Annotated in this window: 14 protein-coding genes and 1 tRNA gene; 3 read left to right on the forward strand and 12 right to left on the reverse strand. The window is 61.7% G+C overall.

Annotation, left to right across the window (positions count from 1 at the left end; all coding sequences use genetic code 11):
* Positions 1-108: 108 nt before the first annotated feature.
* Both BS630_RS04350 and BS630_RS37810 read left to right on the forward strand, forming a co-directional pair.
* A tRNA-Met gene (locus BS630_RS04350) sits at positions 109-185 on the forward strand.
* A gap of 404 nt (positions 186-589) precedes the next feature.
* The gene (locus BS630_RS37810) at positions 590-1,399 is read left to right on the forward strand and encodes a hypothetical protein (RefSeq protein ID WP_077976437.1); all 810 of its coding nucleotides are present in this window, start codon (positions 590-592) and stop codon (positions 1,397-1,399) included.
* Between the two features lie 91 nt (positions 1,400-1,490).
* Here the strand turns inward: BS630_RS37810 and BS630_RS04360 are convergent, their stop codons facing one another.
* The 12 genes from BS630_RS04360 to BS630_RS04415 all read right to left on the reverse strand — a co-directional run bounded on the left by BS630_RS04360 (position 1,491) and on the right by BS630_RS04415 (position 15,506).
* Complete coding sequence (locus BS630_RS04360) at positions 1,491-4,661, reverse strand: efflux RND transporter permease subunit (RefSeq protein ID WP_077976438.1); 3,171 nt, start codon at positions 4,659-4,661, stop codon at positions 1,491-1,493.
* Positions 4,662-4,702: 41 nt separating this feature from the next.
* Positions 4,703-5,899, reverse strand: a complete 1,197-nt coding sequence (locus BS630_RS04365; RefSeq protein WP_077976439.1) for an efflux RND transporter periplasmic adaptor subunit — start codon at positions 5,897-5,899, stop codon at positions 4,703-4,705.
* A gap of 226 nt (positions 5,900-6,125) precedes the next feature.
* Positions 6,126-6,890, reverse strand: coding sequence for a bestrophin-like domain (locus BS630_RS04370; protein WP_077976440.1), 765 nt, complete (start codon positions 6,888-6,890; stop codon positions 6,126-6,128).
* 137 nt (positions 6,891-7,027) lie between these two features.
* Positions 7,028-8,161 (reverse strand): calcium:cation antiporter, encoded by a 1,134-nt coding sequence (locus BS630_RS04375; protein WP_077976441.1) that lies wholly within the window; start codon positions 8,159-8,161, stop codon positions 7,028-7,030.
* 236 nt (positions 8,162-8,397) lie between these two features.
* Complete coding sequence (locus BS630_RS04380) at positions 8,398-9,105, reverse strand: SDR family NAD(P)-dependent oxidoreductase (protein ID WP_077976442.1); 708 nt, start codon at positions 9,103-9,105, stop codon at positions 8,398-8,400.
* A gap of 165 nt (positions 9,106-9,270) precedes the next feature.
* Positions 9,271-9,621: a ribbon-helix-helix domain-containing protein gene (locus BS630_RS04385; protein WP_003543205.1), complete on the reverse strand. Its 351-nt coding sequence runs from the start codon at positions 9,619-9,621 to the stop codon at positions 9,271-9,273.
* A gap of 25 nt (positions 9,622-9,646) precedes the next feature.
* A complete protein-coding gene (locus tag BS630_RS04390) occupies positions 9,647-10,243 on the reverse strand; it encodes a DJ-1/PfpI family protein (protein WP_077976443.1) in 597 nt (198 codons plus the stop codon).
* 106 nt (positions 10,244-10,349) lie between these two features.
* Positions 10,350-10,745, reverse strand: a complete 396-nt coding sequence (locus tag BS630_RS04395) for a DUF779 domain-containing protein (RefSeq protein WP_077976444.1) — start codon at positions 10,743-10,745, stop codon at positions 10,350-10,352.
* A gap of 248 nt (positions 10,746-10,993) precedes the next feature.
* Complete coding sequence (gene adh, locus BS630_RS04400; RefSeq protein WP_077976445.1) at positions 10,994-12,502, reverse strand: aldehyde dehydrogenase; 1,509 nt, start codon at positions 12,500-12,502, stop codon at positions 10,994-10,996.
* Positions 12,503-12,659: 157 nt separating this feature from the next.
* The gene (locus BS630_RS04405) at positions 12,660-13,619 is read right to left on the reverse strand and encodes a helix-turn-helix domain-containing protein (protein ID WP_077976455.1); all 960 of its coding nucleotides are present in this window, start codon (positions 13,617-13,619) and stop codon (positions 12,660-12,662) included.
* Positions 13,620-13,778: 159 nt separating this feature from the next.
* Positions 13,779-15,014: a TIGR03862 family flavoprotein gene (locus tag BS630_RS04410; protein WP_077976446.1), complete on the reverse strand. Its 1,236-nt coding sequence runs from the start codon at positions 15,012-15,014 to the stop codon at positions 13,779-13,781.
* 69 nt (positions 15,015-15,083) lie between these two features.
* Positions 15,084-15,506: a MerR family transcriptional regulator gene (locus tag BS630_RS04415; RefSeq protein ID WP_012759112.1), complete on the reverse strand. Its 423-nt coding sequence runs from the start codon at positions 15,504-15,506 to the stop codon at positions 15,084-15,086.
* A 71-nt stretch (positions 15,507-15,577) separates the two neighbouring features.
* Between BS630_RS04415 and BS630_RS04420 the strand changes: the two genes are divergently transcribed.
* Complete coding sequence (locus BS630_RS04420; protein WP_077976447.1) at positions 15,578-17,809, forward strand: heavy metal translocating P-type ATPase; 2,232 nt, start codon at positions 15,578-15,580, stop codon at positions 17,807-17,809.
* Positions 17,810-17,853: the final 44 nt, after the last annotated feature.

Here is a 17,853-nt window from a genome sequence, read left to right on the forward strand (position 1 = left end):
ACAATCTTCTCATCACAAACTCTACGGCCCATGCCGAACAAAAGGGCCGCTCACAAAGCGGCCTTTTGTGTTAGAATGCATAAGCAAATCTCAATGATTTGCACATGGCGCGGGGTGGAGCAGCCCGGTAGCTCGTCAGGCTCATAACCTGAAGGCCGCAGGTTCAAATCCTGCCCCCGCAACCAGATACTTCCCAAATAGACAAAACAACAAAGCCCCGGACCGCAAAAACGGCCGGGGCTTTGCTGTTTTTGCGAAATGGCATGGCGACGCAAGATTTGACGTTGGGAACCGCTGCGGCAAACTCAGCCTCGTTCCCCAACTGTCGTAAACGCATGCCCGTTCGGTCCATGGCGTCTTTCTGGTCAGAGACACTGCAGCAAAAAAAATCCCAATGGGCGTATGATCAACTTTCAGGCACGAGTAAATAGTTGATAAAAGTATAATATTCTAATATACGTGGAGCCGGCATTTTAATATTTCCATAACAGCACGCAACGTCCCTCCAATTGGCGGGCGCTGGTTATTCTACTCAGCAAGGCTATGCGATTTCATGGAGTAGATCAGAGATTTATGGGGGAATGAATAAATGCGAAAATGGGCATCTTCTTTACTGACGACTTCGCATGGAAGGCGTCGTCTTCCGTTTGCTATCTCGGGATTGCCAGCTCTCTGCGCAGTGGTGCTCTATGCCAGTGTCGCTTGCGCGCAAGCGCCGACTGAGGAGCAGCGCAATGCGATCAGGGCGGAATGCCGCTCCGATTTCATAGCGCAGTGTTCAGGGGTGACGCCGGGCGGTATCGAGGCGCTCACTTGCCTGCAACAGCATAGCGCCACGCTTTCGGCTGGCTGCCGGAAGGCGGTGTCGGCGATAAGCAAACCTAAGTCGACATCCGCGGAGCCGGCTCCGGCTGCGCCAGCAACCACTGGGGCGACCAGCCCGGCACCGGCGACGGGTGTACCGGCGCATCAGCCGACCCAGGCGCAACGCAGCGCTGTCAAATCGGCCTGCCAACGCGATTTCATGGCGCAATGCTCCGGCGTCACACCGGGCGGCACTGAGGCACTCAGTTGCCTGCAGCAGCACAATGCCGCCCTATCGGCGCCGTGTCAGCAAGCCGTTGCGGCCTTGGGAGGATCAGCGGGGGGAGGATCAGCCGGATCAACCCCAGCCAGCGGCGCCGCGGCGACGGTCGCGACCACGCCCGCTCCTCGAGCCATGATGCCGGCCTTCTCGCCGCGCGAGGAACTGATGATCCTGCGTGAAACGTGCGGATCGGATTTTCAGGCGTTGTGTCGCATGGTGCCTTTGGGCGGAGGACGGGGTATGGCTTGCCTCCGAGATAATCTGCAACGCGTGTCGCCTGCCTGTCATAGGGTGCTGACCTCGGGACTATAGCGTCTTTTCGAACATCCCGCTGTGAAGTGCCCGCCAACAACCCAGTCCCGCAAACCGCAGACGATCGCGCAAAAAGGTTGTTACAACACCCTTACTGTACCTTCGACACCTCCACCTCAGCGACGGCTGCGGTCTTCGTACGTCCTTTCCAATATTCTTCGAAGCGCTGTAGCACGACGTAGAAAGAGGGTACGAAGAGCACGGCGAGGCAGGTCGAGGCGATCATCCCGCTGAAGACCGATATGCCGATCGATTTGCGGGCGGATGCGCCGGCGCCGGTCGCCAGCACGAGCGGCAGGACGCCGAGGATAAAGGCGAAGGACGTCATCAGAATTGGCCGGAAACGCAAGCGGGCGGCCTCGACGGCCGCATCCAGTATTTCCATGCCTTCCGCCCGCCTTTTCCTAGCATATTCGACGATGAGGATGGCATTCTTCGATGCAAGCGCGATCAGCAGGATAAGGCCGATCTGCGTATAGAGGTTGTTGGCGACACCGGCTGCCATAAGCGCTGCCACCGTGCCGAGGAGAGCGAGCGGCACGGCGAGAAGGACTGCCAGCGGCAAGATCCAGCTTTCATACTGGCCCGCGAGCACGAAATAGACGAGGAGCATGGCAAGTGCGAAGATGAAATAGATCTGCCCGCCCACGGCCTTCTCCTGATAGGACAGCGCCGTCCATTCGAAGCCTGTACCCGGCGGCAGTGTCTGATCGGCAATCTGCTCCATGACGTCGAGCGATTGGCCGGAACTGAAGCCGGCGGCAGGCCCGCCAACGATCGTTGCGGACGGGTAGAGATTGTAGAGGCTGATCAGGGAGGGGCCTTGTGTCGTGGTGACATCGACGACCGTGCCGAGCGGCACCATCGTCCCATCGCCGGCTTTGACCTTCAGGTTGCGGATGTCTTCAGCGCTGACCCGGAAGTCGGAAGCGGCTTGCGCATAGACCTGGAAGGTACGGCCAAATTTGTTGAACTGGGTGACATAGCTCGATCCGACATAGCCGGAGAGAGCGGAGAAGACCTGGCCCACCGTAATTCCCAGTGTCTCCGCCTTGATCCGATCGACGGAAACGGCAAGTTGCGGCACGTTCGAGCGAAAAGGCGTGCTCAGCCTTTGCAGCGACGATTGGGCACTGCCGTTCTTGACGATTGTGTCGGCAAGCGATTGCAGCAGCGGGTAGTCGGAAATGCCGTTCCTGATCTCGACCTGCATGGTAAAGCCGCTGGCATTGCCGACGCCCTGGATCGGAGGCGGTACCACCACCAGCGTCTTGGCGGCGAGCACGCTTTGCAGCGCGCCGTTCAAATGCTGGTAGATCGACAGCAGATCCTGCCCCTTTTCCTTGCCGCGCTCGTCCCAATCCTTCAGCACGACATAGGCGACGCCGGCATTCTGCAGGCTGGCATTGTTGTCGAGAACGGAGACGCCGCTGATGGTCAGTACTTGGTCGACGCCAGGTGTGGCTTCGGCGATCTTGCCGACCTCTTCCATCACCGCGTCTGTGCGCTCCTTCGATGCGCCATCTGGCAGCTGCGCACTGATCAGCACATAGCCTTGATCCTCGATGGGCAGAAACGCAGTCGGAAGACGGGCGAGCCCCCAGACTGCGACACCGATCAGCGCAAGTGCTGCTATGACCATGATGCCGCTGTGGCGGGTCATCGATCCGATCAGCCCTGCATAGCTGCGTTCACCCCTGTCATAGACCCTGTTGAAGCCGCGATAGAAGATGTTGCGTTTCTCGGGCGGGACCGGCGGGCGCAGCCAAAGGGCGCATTGCGTCGGTTTCAGCGTGACGGCATTGATGGCGCTGATCAGTGCCGTGGCGGCGATGACGAGGGCGAATTGCCGATAGAGCTGTCCGGTCAGGCCAGGCAGGAAGGCGGCCGGAATGAAAACCGCCATCAGCACAAGCGTGATACCGATGACCGGGCCGAGCAGTTCCTCCATCGCCTTTTCGGCCGCCTTTCGGCCAGACATGCCGGCCTCGATGTGTCGGGCGACACCTTCAACGATGACAATGGCATCATCGACGACGATGCCGATGGCGAGAACGATGGCAAACAGCGTCGACAGGTTGACGGTAAAGCCCAGTGCCGCCATGGCCGCGAAGGCGCCGATGATGGTGACGGGAACTGTGGTCGCCGGCACGAGCATCGCCCGCCAATCCTGCAGGAAAACGAGAATGACGATGAGAACGAGAACGCCCGCCTCGATCAAGGTGACGTAAACTTCGTCGATGGAAGCGTCGACGAATTTCGTCGTGTCGAAGGGCACGTGATATTCGAGACCCGGCGGGAAGCTCTTCGAGAGCTCCTGCATTTTTGTATTCACCGCCTGCGCCACCGCAATGGCATTCGCCTCCGGCAGCTGAAAAATGCCGATACCGGCTGCCGGCCGGCCGTTCTGCATGAAGGATTGGCTGTAGGTCTGGGCGCCGAGTTCGACGCGGCCGATATCGCGGATGCGGGTGACGCGGCCGCCCTGTCCGCTCTCGACCTTGACGACGATGTTTTCGTAGTCGGCCGCCTCGTTCAATCGGCCATTGACGTTCAGCGTGTATTGGAAGACCTGCCCCTTCGGCACCGGCGGAATGCCGATCTGGCCGGCGGCAACCTCCTGGCTCTGCTGCTGCACGACGCTGACCACATCCTGCGGCGTCAGGCCGCGTGCCTGCAGTAGGTTCGGATCCATCCAGATGCGCATGGCATATTGGCCGGCACCGAAAACGGTGACGTTGCCGACACCCGGCAGGCGAGCGAGTTCATTCTGCAGATTGATGACGGCGTAGTTCGACAGGAAAAGGCTCTCATAGCGGCTATCGGGCGAGGTCAGGCTGACGAAGCCGAGGATCGCCGTCGATTTCTTTTGCGTCGTCACGCCCTGAAGCTGCACCGCTTCGGGAAGCGATGACATCGCAATGGCAACGCGATTTTGCACCAGAACCTGGGCCTGGTCCGGATCGGTTCCAATGGCAAAGGTCACGGTCAGGGAATAAGTGCCGTCGCTGGCGCTTGTCGACTGCATGTAGAGCATGTCCTGCACGCCGTTGACCTGCTGCTCGATCGGCAGCGCGACGGTGTCGACGAGGGTCTGGGCGCTGGCGCCCGGGAAGCGCGTCGTCACCTGCACCGTCGGCGGAACGACGTTCGGATATTGCGCCACAGGCAGCTGGAACAGGGCGACCGCGCCGATGAGCACGAAAACCAATGCCAGAACATTGGCGAGTATCGGTCGCTCGATGAAGAAACGCGAGATCATGCTGTTGTCCTTAGACGTTCAGATGAAGCATGGCGGCGGATTCATTGCGTGGTGGTCTTGGCCTTGGCATCGCCGGTGGCAGCTGCCGGTGGATTCATTTCGATCTTCTCGGGCGTGACCTTGCTGCCGGGGATGGCCTGCTGGATACCTTGGGTTACGACCCAGTCGGCGGGATCGAGGCCGGAGTCGATGACACGGAGCGCACCTTCGCGTTGGCCGGTCTTGACCTGCTTCTGTTCGACGACGTCGTCCTTGCCGAGAACAAGCAGGTAGCTGCCCAGCTGGTTTGTCCCGATAGCGTCATCGCGCACCAGCAAAGCCTTGTCGTTATGGCCGACCGGCACCCGAACCCGCACGAAGAGACCGGGCAGCATGGCATGGTCCTTGTTGTCGAACAGGGCGCGCACCTGAAGCGTGCCTGTGGAGGCATCGAGCTGCGGCGAGACGTAATCGAGATGTCCCTTATGCGGGTAGCCTTCCTCGGTCTGCAGGCCGAGCTCCGCCGGAATGCTTGGAAGGTCCGTCTGCTTGAAGGTGCGCCCCTGCCTTGCCAGGGTTTCCTTGATCATCAGCACCTGGGTTTCGCTAACGTTGAAATAGGCATAAAGCGGATCTGTCTGAACGATGCTGGCGAGTTTGGTGGGACCGGATACGCCGACAAGAGCGCCGATATCGACGAGGTGATCGGTGACTGTGCCGTCGAAGGGGGCAAACACCTCCGTATATCCGAGGTTGATCGTCGCGAGATCGAGATTGGCCTGGGCATTGAGGATGGACGCATTCGCCTCGTCGAGCGTCGCCTTGGCGCTGTCGACCGCGGTCTGCGTTGTGACCTGTTGCTTCGATAGATTGAGCTGCCGGTCGTATTCCTGCTGTGCGCCGACCTGAGACGCATGTTGCGAGGCGAGGGATGCCTTCGCCTGATCCAGTTGCGCCTGATAGGTGTTGCGCTCAATTCCGAAGAGCTTGGTGCCCTTCATCACCGTCATGCCGTCCTGGTAGTCGATCGATTGGACGTAGCCTTGGACGCGCGCCTCGATATCAACTGAGTTGAGTGGCACCGTATTGCCGGTGAGTTCAAAATAGAGCGTCACCGGTTGCTGGATCGGCTGGGCGACCCGAACCGGAGGTGGAGGAGGGGCGACGTAAGTATTGCCGCTTTCCTCACAGCCAGCGAGAACTGCCATGCCGGCGAGCACCACAGACAGGTGCAGACCCTGATACAATCTCACACGCATTGCCGCCGCCCCGATGTTTACGAGCTCTTTCAAAGGCATACAGCGTCACTTGCGCGTCTGAAAAAGACGCGCGGCGCTGTAGTCTTCATGCATGCCTCGGTGGAGACGACCCCTCTCCGAAAAGTTCCGGGCATGCGATATTATGTCGCGGCATTGCTAAAAATTGCAATAGCTGTTGGTGCGCAATTCAACTGCGAGTTCGTCCTCGATGGATGCCATGACGCGGCTACGGTTTCCCGAGCCGTTCGATGGCAGATTGTAATGGTGCGTCCGAAACGCGGATCAGCCCGAGATATGGGTTCGCCATGTCCGAAACCAGGAAGATGGCGCCGGCGACGGATAGAGCGCAGACGAGCAGAATTGACAGCACCGTCAGATTGGCCGGCGCCTGCAGCCCGAAGGTCGCAAAGAGCAGCGAGAGCCAACAGACGAGAACGGTGACAAAGGCCCATGGCAGACCCTCTTCTCCGGATTCGACCAGCAGCCAGTGGGCCTCGGCCATCATGCCGCTCACCTCAACAGCACGCGCTTGCAGAGAGTGCTGCACGGTACCCCTCGGCAACAGGGATCGAAGGACGGCCTGAACCGCCTCGATATCCTGATATTCCCCCGGCGCATTGCCGAATGTTTCGTCGGTGGTCTCGGCAGTCCAGCCGCGGCTCAGCCGTCTCTCTATGAGTTCACGCAGCAATTGACGCGCTTTGTCGGTTTCCGGCCCGTATTGCGCCATCACGCGGTCAAGCAGGAGTACCCGTGCCGCGGCCGTTCTCATCTCCACTTCGGCATTGTCATAGGACGACTTGGCGGATGCAATCAGAAGGCCGAGCGTCAGAGCCGACAGCGTTCCCACCACCGCGGTCGCCAGCCTGATGACGTCCTTGGATTCTGCATTGAGATGGTGATCCGGCAAACGGCCGCGCACCACCAATCCTATCGATGTTGCCATCGACAGAAAAACAAATACAAGCCCTCCAACCAACAGTGAGCCCAAGTCCGGCCTCCGTATCGCCACGTAAGTCCTGCAGCCACCCTGCAAGCTGTGCAATAGCTCCCGTCATCATAGCGGAAGACGGACCAAGCGCGGAACTCTTAACTTCCAGATCTTGTGCGGCCGTAATTGGGCGGATTTCATTGCTGGAAAATGAGCAGCACGTAAGCAAGGAAAAGCACCAGATGGACCGCACCTTGCATGAGATGCGTGCGGCCGCTGGCAAAGGTGATGATGCTGACGGCCAGAGTGAGCAGGAGCATCACCAGATCTCCATGTTCGAGGCCCAGCTTCACCGGGTGCCCGTAAAGACGGCTGATGACAAGCATTGCCGGCACGGTCAGCCCGATCGTTGACAGCACCGAACCAAGGAAGATGTTGACGGAACGCTGAAGATTATTGGCGATGGACGCACGCACGGCGCTGATTGCCTCAGGCGTTGCGACAAGGATGGCCATGACAACACCGCCAAATGCGGTTGGAGCATGCAGGGTTTCGATAATGTAATCGATCGGGCGGGCAAGCTGTTCAACGAGAAAGACGACGGGAGCCATATAGGCGAAAAGCAGAATGGCATGAGGCCAGACCGGCCCGCGGGGAGGGGCATGTTCACCATGATACTCGTGACGATTGCTGTCGTCGGTGAAATAGTCCCGATGGCGGCCGGCCTGAAGAAACAGAAACGTAGCGTAAAGACCGACCGATATTATACCCAGTATCAGTTGTCTCGGTGCGGATGGATGCTGTCCGTCCGGGCCTGCAAGAAATGTCGGCATCACCAGGCTCAGGGTCGCCAGCGGCACGATGACCCCGAGATAAGCGTTGGCGCCCTGCAGGTTATGCTGCTGTTCCGGTCGCCGCCATGCGCCCAGCAGCAAGGACAGGCCGACCATGCCGTTCAGGATGATCATGACGACTGCGAACAGCGTGTCGCGCGCGAGCGTGGGATTGTTCTCGCCGTGAAGCATGACGGCTGATATTGCCATCACCTCGATCGAGGTGATGGCAAGCGTCAGAATAAGCGTGCCGTAGGGCTCCTTCAGCCGCTCAGCCAAATGATCCGCGTGCCGCACGACCGACAGTGCGGAGCCGAGGACGACGGCAAACAGCCAGACGAAAACGACACTGAACCATAGCGGATCGGCAAGCCGGCCGAAGAGCTGCTCCTGGAAGGCAAGAAACGCTAAGCTCGTCACGACGCTGACGCCCAGGAACCATTCCTCGCGTATCAGGCTGCTTGGGCCGACAGCGCGCAATGCCGGACCGTCCGTCATCGAAACCACCCGCCTTCTAGCAAATGCCGCCGCAATGCGATCATCAACACCATGGTGTCCGTCCGCTGTTCTTTTGCCTGTCCCATGAGCAGGCACAGACGACGCTGCCTCAAGGCGAACCGAAGCTCAAGTCAGATCGTAAATCACTGATTAAAACTTGTAGGGCTCTGTCGTTCATCACCCACGGATCTCGACAAGGGAGCAGTCGCCGACGGTCGATCACGCCGCGCCTTGGGTTATTCGCGGCCGGTCGCCGGGATTGCCGCGCCGGTGACGACGGCTGCGGCCGGCGAAATCAGGAAGGCGATGAGGCGGGCGATCGATTGCGGCGATACCCAACCGTCCGTCTTCGCATCGGGCATGGCTGCGCGGTTCTCAGGCGTGTCGATCGTCCCGGGCAGGATGCAGTTGGCGGTGATGCGATCGTCGCGGCATTCGGCGGCGATCGCCTCGGTCAGCCGGATGACGGCGGCTTTCGAGGCGGCGTAAGCGGCCAGCTTGGCGCCGGCCTTCAGGCCGGGCGCGGCGGCGATATGAACGATGCGGCCGTAGCCTGCCGCCTTCATGGTCGGGAGAACCGCGGCGCTGATTGTCAGCGCAGTGCGGGCGTTTGCGGTCATCATCGTCTCCCACTGCGCGGGCGCCTCCGGCCCGACCGGTCCCATCTGGAAACCGCCGACGGTGTTGACCAATGCGCTGACGCCGCCAAAGCGCTTGACGGCCCGGGCGACGGCGGCGGCGCAGGAAGCATAATCAGTGAGATCCGTTCCCGCGATCGACAGAAACTCCGTGGAGGCAGGAAGATCGCCGGCCAAGGCTTCCAGCTCACTGCTCGAACGGTTCATGCAGACGAGTTTCGCGCCGGCGCTGGCAAGCTCGCGGACAACGGCGCTGCCGAGGTTGCCGCCGGCTCCCGTGACGATCACGGCTTTCTGGTCTTTCATGGCAATCGATCTCCTGGCGGTGCCCGCGCTCGACGGTGCCGCGCATTGTTGATCCAGGCTGCGCGGCAGTGCAACCCCGCCGCCCAACACAGGTCAGATGTTTGCGAAACGGCCCGCGGAGCTATCTGCGGGCCGTTCGTCTTTGATCGTCTGTCGGACATGATTTCAGTGATATTTCGCGCGTTCGCGGTCGAGGATGACAGGCGCGTCGAGGCCTGAGATCGGACGGGTGACATCGGCCGGGATGTCGCCGGTGAGCTGCAGGTCGAGATAACGGGCGCAGCAGACCCGCAGGAAGGACGTGAAGTTGCCGAGATCGTGGCCGGCATCGATCGATTCATGATGCAGCCGGGTGATCAGCTGGACGACATTCATGCCGTCGCGCCGGGCAATCTCCTCGAGCTTCGCCCAAAAGAAATTCTCCAGTCTGACGCTGGTGACCATGCCGTCGATGCGCAGCGATCGGGTAGCGCTTTCCCAGAGCCGAGCATCCGCCTTGATAAACAGTTCACACATATCGTCCTCCCCCGTGCCGCCCTTCTCAGGCGGCGTTGGTTTCGAGCAGGGCCGCGGCATCGAGCACGGCCATGAACTGGCGCAGCCACGACGGATGCGCCGGCCAGGCGGGCGCCGTGACCAGATTGCCGTCCGAGACTGCATCGTTGATTGATATGTCGGCATAGATGCCGCCGGCAAGCTCGACTTCCGGCCGGCAGGCGGGATAGGCCGAGCAGGTGCGGCCCTTCAGTACGCCGGCTGCGGCGAGCAGTTGCGCGCCATGGCAGATGGCGGCGACGGGTTTTCCTGCGTCGAAGAAGTGCCGGACGAATTTGAGGACGTCGGCATTGAGGCGAAGATATTCGGGCGCGCGGCCGCCGGGGATGACGAGTGCATCGTAATCTTCGGCGCGCACGCTGTCGAAGGTGGCGTTCAGCGCGAAATTATGGCCGCGTTTTTCGGAGTAGGTCTGGTCGCCTTCGAAATCGTGGATGGCGGTGGCGACGGTGTCGCCGGCCTTCTTGCCGGGGCAGACGGCATCGACCGTGTAGCCGCAGGCGAGCAGCGTCTGGAACGGCACCATCGTTTCGTAATCTTCGGTGAAGTCACCCGTGATCATCAGGATCTTTGAGGCTGGCATCGTTTCCTCCCTTTGAAACCAACTGGCGGAGATTAGCAAAGAGCTGCCGCGAGCAGGTACTATGGGAATACTACAGGCGAAATTCGCACCCGATAAGGCAACAGCATTAGACCGCCCTGACCTTCACATCAGGCACCGCGCAAGCCTCGCCGCCGCCGAAGAGGCGGGAGCGGGTGAGGAAGCGCTTCTCGCGGCCATTGTCGAGCGAGAACATGCCGCCGCGGCCGGGTACGACGTCGATGATCAGCTGCGTATGCTTCCACGCCTCGAACTGGCTGGCGCTAATATAGACTGATACGCCGCCGATCTCGCCGAGCCTGACGTCGCTGTCGCCGATCATGAATTCGTTAGCCGGATAACACATCGGCGAGGAGCCGTCGCAGCAGCCGCCGGACTGGTGGAAGAGGATATCGGGATGATCCCGCTTGATTTCTGCAATCAAATCGAGAGCTGCGTCGGTTGCGAGAACACGCGGTTCGCCGTTGACGGTGGTGGTTTCCATGGATGCCTCCTCCGAAGACACAAGGACTTCTCCCCGTGTTGGGGAGAAAGCTCAGTTTGTTGACAAACCTCGCTCTTTACTCGGCGTCATCCTCGGCCTTGTGCCGAGGATCTGCTTGATATCAACCGGCTGCAGATGCTCGGGACAAGCCGGAGCATGACGAAAGAGGGGTTGCCGACTCATCAGCAGCCTAGGCCTTCTCCCGTCGCCGGGAGAAGGCTTTTCAGCATATCACTTATGGACGGCTCTCAGAAGAAGCCGAGTGCCTTCGGGCTGTAGCTCACCAGCATGTTCTTGGTCTGCTGGTAGTGGTCGAGCATCATCTTGTGGGTTTCACGGCCGATGCCCGACTGCTTGTAGCCGCCGAAGGCGGCATGGGCCGGGTAGGCGTGGTAGCAGTTGGTCCAGACGCGGCCAGCCTGGATCTCGCGGCCGAAACGGTAGCAGCGATTGGCGTCGCGGCTCCAGACACCGGCGCCGAGGCCGTAGAGCGTGTCGTTGGCGATTTCGAGCGCTTCCTTCTCGTTCTTGAAGGTCGTGACCGAAACCACCGGTCCGAAGATTTCTTCCTGGAACACACGCATCTTGTTGTGACCCCTGAAGATCGTCGGCTTGACATAATAGCCGTTCGCCAACTCGCCGCCGAGATCGTTGCGCGAGCCGCCGGTCAACACTTCCGCGCCTTCCTGCTTGCCGATATCGAGATAGGCGAGGATCTTTTCCAGCTGCTCGGTCGAGGCCTGGGCGCCGATCATCGTCGCGCTATCGAGTGGGTTGCCCTGCTTGATCGCCTCAACGCGTTTGACCGCCTTTTCCATGAAGCGGTCGTAGATCGATTCCTGGACGAGGGCGCGGCTCGGGCAGGTGCAGACTTCGCCCTGGTTGAGGGCAAACATCGCAAACCCTTCGAGCGCCTTGTCGAGGAAATCGTCATCCTCGGCCATCACATCGGCGAAGAAGATGTTCGGCGATTTGCCGCCGAGCTCCAGCGTCACCGGAATGAGGTTCTGGCTGGCATATTGCATGATGAGCCGGCCTGTCGTCGTCTCGCCGGTGAAGGCGATCTTGGCGACGCGCGGGCTGGTCGCCAGCGGCTTGCCGGCTTCGAGGCCGAAACCGTTGACGATGTTGAGCACGCCGGGCGGCAGGAGATCGCCAACGATCTCGGCCCAGAGCAGGATCGAGGCCGGGGTCTGCTCGGCGGGCTTCAGTACGACGCAGTTGCCGGCGGCAAGCGCGGGCGCCAGCTTCCAGGTGGCCATCAGGATCGGGAAGTTCCACGGAATGATCTGGCCGACGACGCCGAGCGGCTCATGGAAGTGATAGGCGACGGTATCATGGTCGATTTCGCCGATTGAACCTTCCTGGGCGCGGATGCAGGAGGCGAAGTAGCGGAAGTGGTCGATCGCCAGCGGAATGTCGGCCGCCATGGTTTCGCGGATCGGCTTGCCATTGTCCCAGGTCTCGGCCTGGGCGAGCAATTCCAACTTGTCTTCCATGCGCTGGGCGATCTTCATGAGGATATTGGAGCGTTCTGCAACCGAGGTGCGACCCCATTTTTCCTTTGCCGCATGAGCGGCGTCGAGTGCGAGGTTGACGTCCTTTTCATTAGAGCGGGGAATGTCGCAGAGCTTGCCGCCGGTGACGGGCGTGAGGTTTTCGAAGTATTTTCCCTCGACCGGCTCGCGCCATTCGCCGCCGATATAGTTGCCGTATTTCAGCTTGAACGGCGACTCGACGATTTTCTGATGAAGCATGTCATCCTCCCTTGATGATCCAGGTTCCCAAACGAACCAGTGGGAGGAAAATGTGCATGTTTTGACGGAGTGAACAGGGAGGGTCTTCCATACCGCAGTGCACAGTGTCGCAGACCTGCGACAGCATCGCTTCACGATTGCGGGCGGCGAACCTTGATCAGTGGAGGTCGAGCTTTTTCATCTTCCTGTGCAGCGTGGCGCGGCTGATGCCGAGGGCGATCGCCGCCTGCGAGACATTGCCGCTTGCACGCGACAGCGCCCGAAGCAGGGCCGCTTTTTCCGCCTCGACCATCTCGTCCTGCTGGGCGACGCCAGCCTCGTGCAGGGCATCGGCGGCGGGAATGCCTCCGGCGATGCGCCTGTCGTCGAGCTGCAGCGCGATGCGGGCTGCGCGCGTCGCACCGAGCACCAGATCGTGCCTGTCGACGGCAAGCAGGGCGGCAGCGGAATTGGCGCCGGCCGGGACCATCAGGAAACGGGCGCCGGCAAAGGCCGAGCGGAAAAGATTGAGTTCGATTCGCATCGCCGCATCGCGCACGGTCTGCGTCAGGATCGCCAGCGTCATCTCGTTGACATCTTCGCGGCATGTGGAGATGTCGAGGGCTGCTGCCACCCGGCCGCGATGGTCGCGGATCGGCGCCGTCGTGCAGCTGAGGCTGGTGTTCGAGCTGAAAAAATGCTGATCGCGGAAAATGGCGACGGCACGCTCGTCGGCAAGGGCAGTGCCGATGCCGTTGGTGCCGATGCTGGCCTCTGTCCAGACCGAGCCGGTCCACAGACCGAGCTCGCGGAATTCCTTGTCGTCGCCGGCAGCGCCCCGGCGCTCCAGGGCGATGCCGTTCTTGTCGGTCAGAAGCAGGCAGCAGCCGGCCCTGCCAACGGTGGTAAAGAGACGATCGAGCTCTTCTGTCGCGTTGGCAATCAACTGTTCGGACTGCTCGCGCGCACGGCGAAATTCCTGGTCGGTGAGGCGCAGCGGCGCGCGTTCATCCTCGGGGGCAAGCTGGTGCATGGTCATGCATCGCCGCCATGAGGCGACAACAGGAGAACTGGCTGCCGCAGAATCGCGCTGGGCAGACGTGTAGACGTGCTCGGCATGAGCTGAGTGTTCGTGCATCGGCTCCTCCCACCGAAGTTCAGCATAGTCTGATGGAAAAGCGGCCGGTTTGCAATTGCACGTGTCGACGGCCATCCTCCCCTTCGCCTCAAGCGATCAGGGCACAATGCTGAGAAGTGTCAGCGATCTTTGCACGACATCATCCGCCATTTCATTGATCTAGATCCGGTTTGAGATCATCGGCATCGACCGTGACAGCCAGGCTTCGATACCACGCGCTGCCGCCCGGCCGGTCGCCAGGCAGGCGGTGAGGAGATAACCGCCGGTCGGCGCTTCCCAGTCGAGCATTTCGCCGGCGACGAAGGTGCCCGGCAGTGCCTTCAACATGTAGTTTTCGTCGATGCTGCTCCAGCGGATGCCGCCGGCCGAGGAGATCGCCTCGGCGATCGGCCGGGTTTCGATCACTGGCACCGCCAGGGCCTTGATTATGCCGGCGAGACGCCCCGGATCGGTGCGGTCGCGCTCGGGAGCAAGTTCGCGCAGCAGCGCCACCTTGACGCCGTCGAGGCCGGCGCCCTTACGCAGGCGGTTTGAAAAGCTCGATTTGGCGTCCTGCCGCGCAAGGTCGCGGCTCAGCCTCTCGATGGTGCGGCCGGGTGCGAGGTCGAGCGTCAGGAGGGCGCTGCCGTGGTTCAGCAGCCGGTCGCGCAATGCGGCCGTATGGGTATAGACGAGGCTGCCTTCGATGCCGCTGCCGGTGATGACGAATTCGCCGGGAAACGTGCCGGCCTCGGACGTGGCGGTGACTGATTTTACCGGCTGGCCGGCAAAACGCTCGCTGAAGTTCCCGCTCCATCCGACGACGAAGCCGCAATTGGCGGGTTGAAAAGCATCAATTTCCACACCCCTGCCGGCCAGCCGGGGCACCCAGGCAGCATCGGAGCCGAGGCGCGGCCAGCTTGCGCCGCCGAGCGCGAGCAGGGCCGCGTCGCAATAGAAGATGCTGCGCCCTTCGGGCGTTTCGAAAACATAACCGTCTTCGGCAAAACCGGTCCAGCGGTGGCGGGTGCGCAGCGTGGCGCCCTGTGCCTCCAGCTGCCTGAGCCAGGCGCGCAGCAAAGGCGAGGCCTTCATCTCCTTCGGGAAAACCCGCCCGGACGAGCCGACGAAGGTTTCAGTGCCGAGCCCTGCTGCCCAATCCCTGATATCATCGGGGGTAAAGGCATCAAGAGCGGGGCGCAGACGGGCAGAAGCCGCGCCGAAGCGAGTGGCGAAACGGGCATAATCTTCGGAATGGGTGATGTTGAGACCGGACTTGCCGGCCAGCAGAAACTTGCGGGCAAAGGTCGGCATGGCGTCGTAGACCGTTACCGCGTGACCGGAACGGGAAAGCAGTTCGGCAGCCGCGAGACCCGCCGGGCCGCCGCCGATGATCGCAATCCGCTTCTGGTTCATTGATGTCTTCGCCCGATTCTCTCTGTATGCAGTTTTGGCGCGGGCGCGGACCGCCTGCAAGGGCAGAGATCAGTGGTGCGGATGCGTGCACTGGCCGTGGTCGGCGAGCACCTCGATGACGCGGCATTGGTCGACGCGGCCGTGGCCGCAGCCTTCCACCATGGTTTCCAGCTCGGCCTTCAGCGCCATCAGGCTGCGGATGCGCTGCTCGACCTCGATCAGGCGGGCCTTGGCGATGGCGTCGGCCGAGGCGCAGGACTGGTGCGGATCGTCCTGCAGGGTGAGCAGCGTGCGGATCGCGTCGATCTCGAAACCGAGTTCGCGGGCGTGGCGGATGAAGGCGAGACGGCTGATATCGGCAGGCTCGAAGGAGCGCTGGTTGCCCTCGCTACGGCTCGGGGCCGCGAGCAGGCCGATGCTTTCATAATAACGCACCGTCGGCACCTTGACGCCGCTCTGGCGGGCAGCTTCACCAATGGTGATCTTTTTCATGATTTTCCTCTTGCACCTCTAGTCGCTAGAGGATGTAGGAGGGATGCTTCTATTTGACAAGGAAGCGGATCATGGCTGAGAGCGAGACACGATACCGGGTTGGCGGCATGGATTGCGCCTCCTGCGCAACCAAGATCGATACGGCGGTCAGACGCTTGACGGGTGTCGCCGATGTTTCCGTTTCGGTGATGGCGGGCACGATGACCGTCCGCCACGATGGCAGCAGCGATCTCAAGGCGATCGAGAAGAAGGTGACCGGGCTCGGCTATTCCGTCGCGCCGTTTGCCGGAACCGCTGCGCCTGCGCATACCCAGGGCGCGCAGCATCGTCACGACCATGGACATGATCACCGCGATCACGCGGGCCATGACCACGATCATCCTCACGATCATGGCGAGAAGGAAATCGAGGGGCTGCACGGGCACGACCATGCGCCGATGGCCGGTCCCTGGTGGCAGAGCAGGAAGGGCCGGCTGACCATCCTTTCGGGTGCAGCACTCGTTGCCGCCTATACCGTCGGCCATCTCGTGCCGGCGATCGCGTCCTATGCCTTCACCGTCGCCATGCTGATCGGGCTGGTGCCGATCGCGCGGCGCGCCATCATGGCCGCCTTCTCAGGAACACCGTTTTCGATCGAGATGCTGATGACGATCGCCGCCGTCGGCGCCGTCATCATCAATGCCGGCGAAGAGGCGGCAACCGTCGTGTTCCTGTTCCTCGTCGGCGAGTTGCTGGAGGGGGTGGCGGCGGGCAAGGCGCGCGAAAGTATCCAGTCGCTGACGGGTCTGGTGCCGAAGAATGCGCTGCTCGAAAACAATGGCCAGACGCGGGAAGTGCCGGCAGAAAGCCTTGCTGTCGGCGCCATCATCATGGTTCGCCCTGGCGACCGTATCTCGGCGGACGGCATCATCATCTCAGGCGAGAGTGCGATCGACGAGGCGCCGGTGACGGGCGAGAGCACGCCGGTGCGCAAGGGCGTCGATGCCGTCGTTTTTGCCGGTACGGTGAATGGCGATGCGGTGCTCAGGGTTCGCGTCACGGCCGCCGCGGCCGACAATACCATCGCCCGCGTCGTCAAGCTGGTGGAGGAGGCACAGGAATCGAAGGCGCCGACCGAACGCTTCATCGATCGGTTTTCGCGCTATTACACGCCCGGCGTGCTCGTGGTCGCAGCACTCGTCGCGGTCGTTCCGCCGCTGCTGTTCGCTGGGCCGTGGGGCGAATGGGTCTATAAGGGCCTTGCCATCCTTTTGATCGGCTGCCCCTGTGCGCTCGTCATCTCGACGCCGGCGGCGATCGCCGCCTCGCTTTCGGCAGGTGCACGGCGCGGGCTGTTGATGAAGGGCGGCGCGGTGCTGGAAACGCTCGGCAAGGTGACGATGGTCGCCTTCGACAAAACAGGCACGCTGACTGAAGGCAAGCCTCAGGTGACTGACATCATTTCCTTTGGCCCGAGCGAGGCGCAGGTGCTGTCGCGCGCGGCGGTGTTGGAGCAGGGTTCCAGCCACCCGCTGGCACTGGCGATCCGCAATCGCGCCAAGGCGGACGGCGTTCCCGTGCCGCCGGCCTTCGAGCTGGAAGCGCTGCCGGGTAAGGGTGTCAGCGGCAAGGTTGGTGGCGAGACGTTGGATCTGCTATCGCCGCCTGCCGCCCGCGAGCGCGGGACGCTCAGCGCGGAACAGGATGCATGCATCACGGCGCTGAACGACGAGGGAAAGAGCGTGTCGGTGCTGCTCGTCAACGGTGTTGCGGCCGGCCTGATCGCCATGCGCGACGAGCCGCGCGAGGATGCCGAGGCCGGGCTCGCTGCCCTCAAATCAGCCGGCGTCAAGGCGATGATGCTGACCGGCGACAACAAGCGGACGGCAGCAGCCGTTGCCGGCATGCTCGGCATCGACTGGCGCGGCGAGATGATGCCTGAGGACAAGCAGCGGGTCGTCGGCGAATTGAAGCGCCAGGGCTTCGTCGTCGCCAAGGTCGGCGACGGCATCAACGATGCTCCGGCACTGGCCGCGGCCGATATCGGCATCGCCATGGGCGGCGGCACCGACGTGGCGCTGGAGACGGCGGATGCGGCCGTGTTGCACGGACGCGTCGGCGATGTGGCGCGAATGATCGAACTTTCCAAACGCACGATGCGCAACATCCTGCAGAATATCACCATCGCACTCGGGCTTAAGGCGGTGTTCCTGGTGACGACGATCGCCGGCATCACCGGTCTCTGGCCGGCGATCCTCGCCGATACCGGCGCCACCGTGCTGGTGACGATCAATGCGCTGCGGCTGCTTCGGATAAAGATATAACATTTCTGACTTCCTCCCTCCGGCGTTCGTCACCGGGGGGATGT

Source organism: Rhizobium laguerreae, assembly GCF_002008165.1.
GTDB classification, from domain to species: domain Bacteria; phylum Pseudomonadota; class Alphaproteobacteria; order Rhizobiales; family Rhizobiaceae; genus Rhizobium; species Rhizobium laguerreae.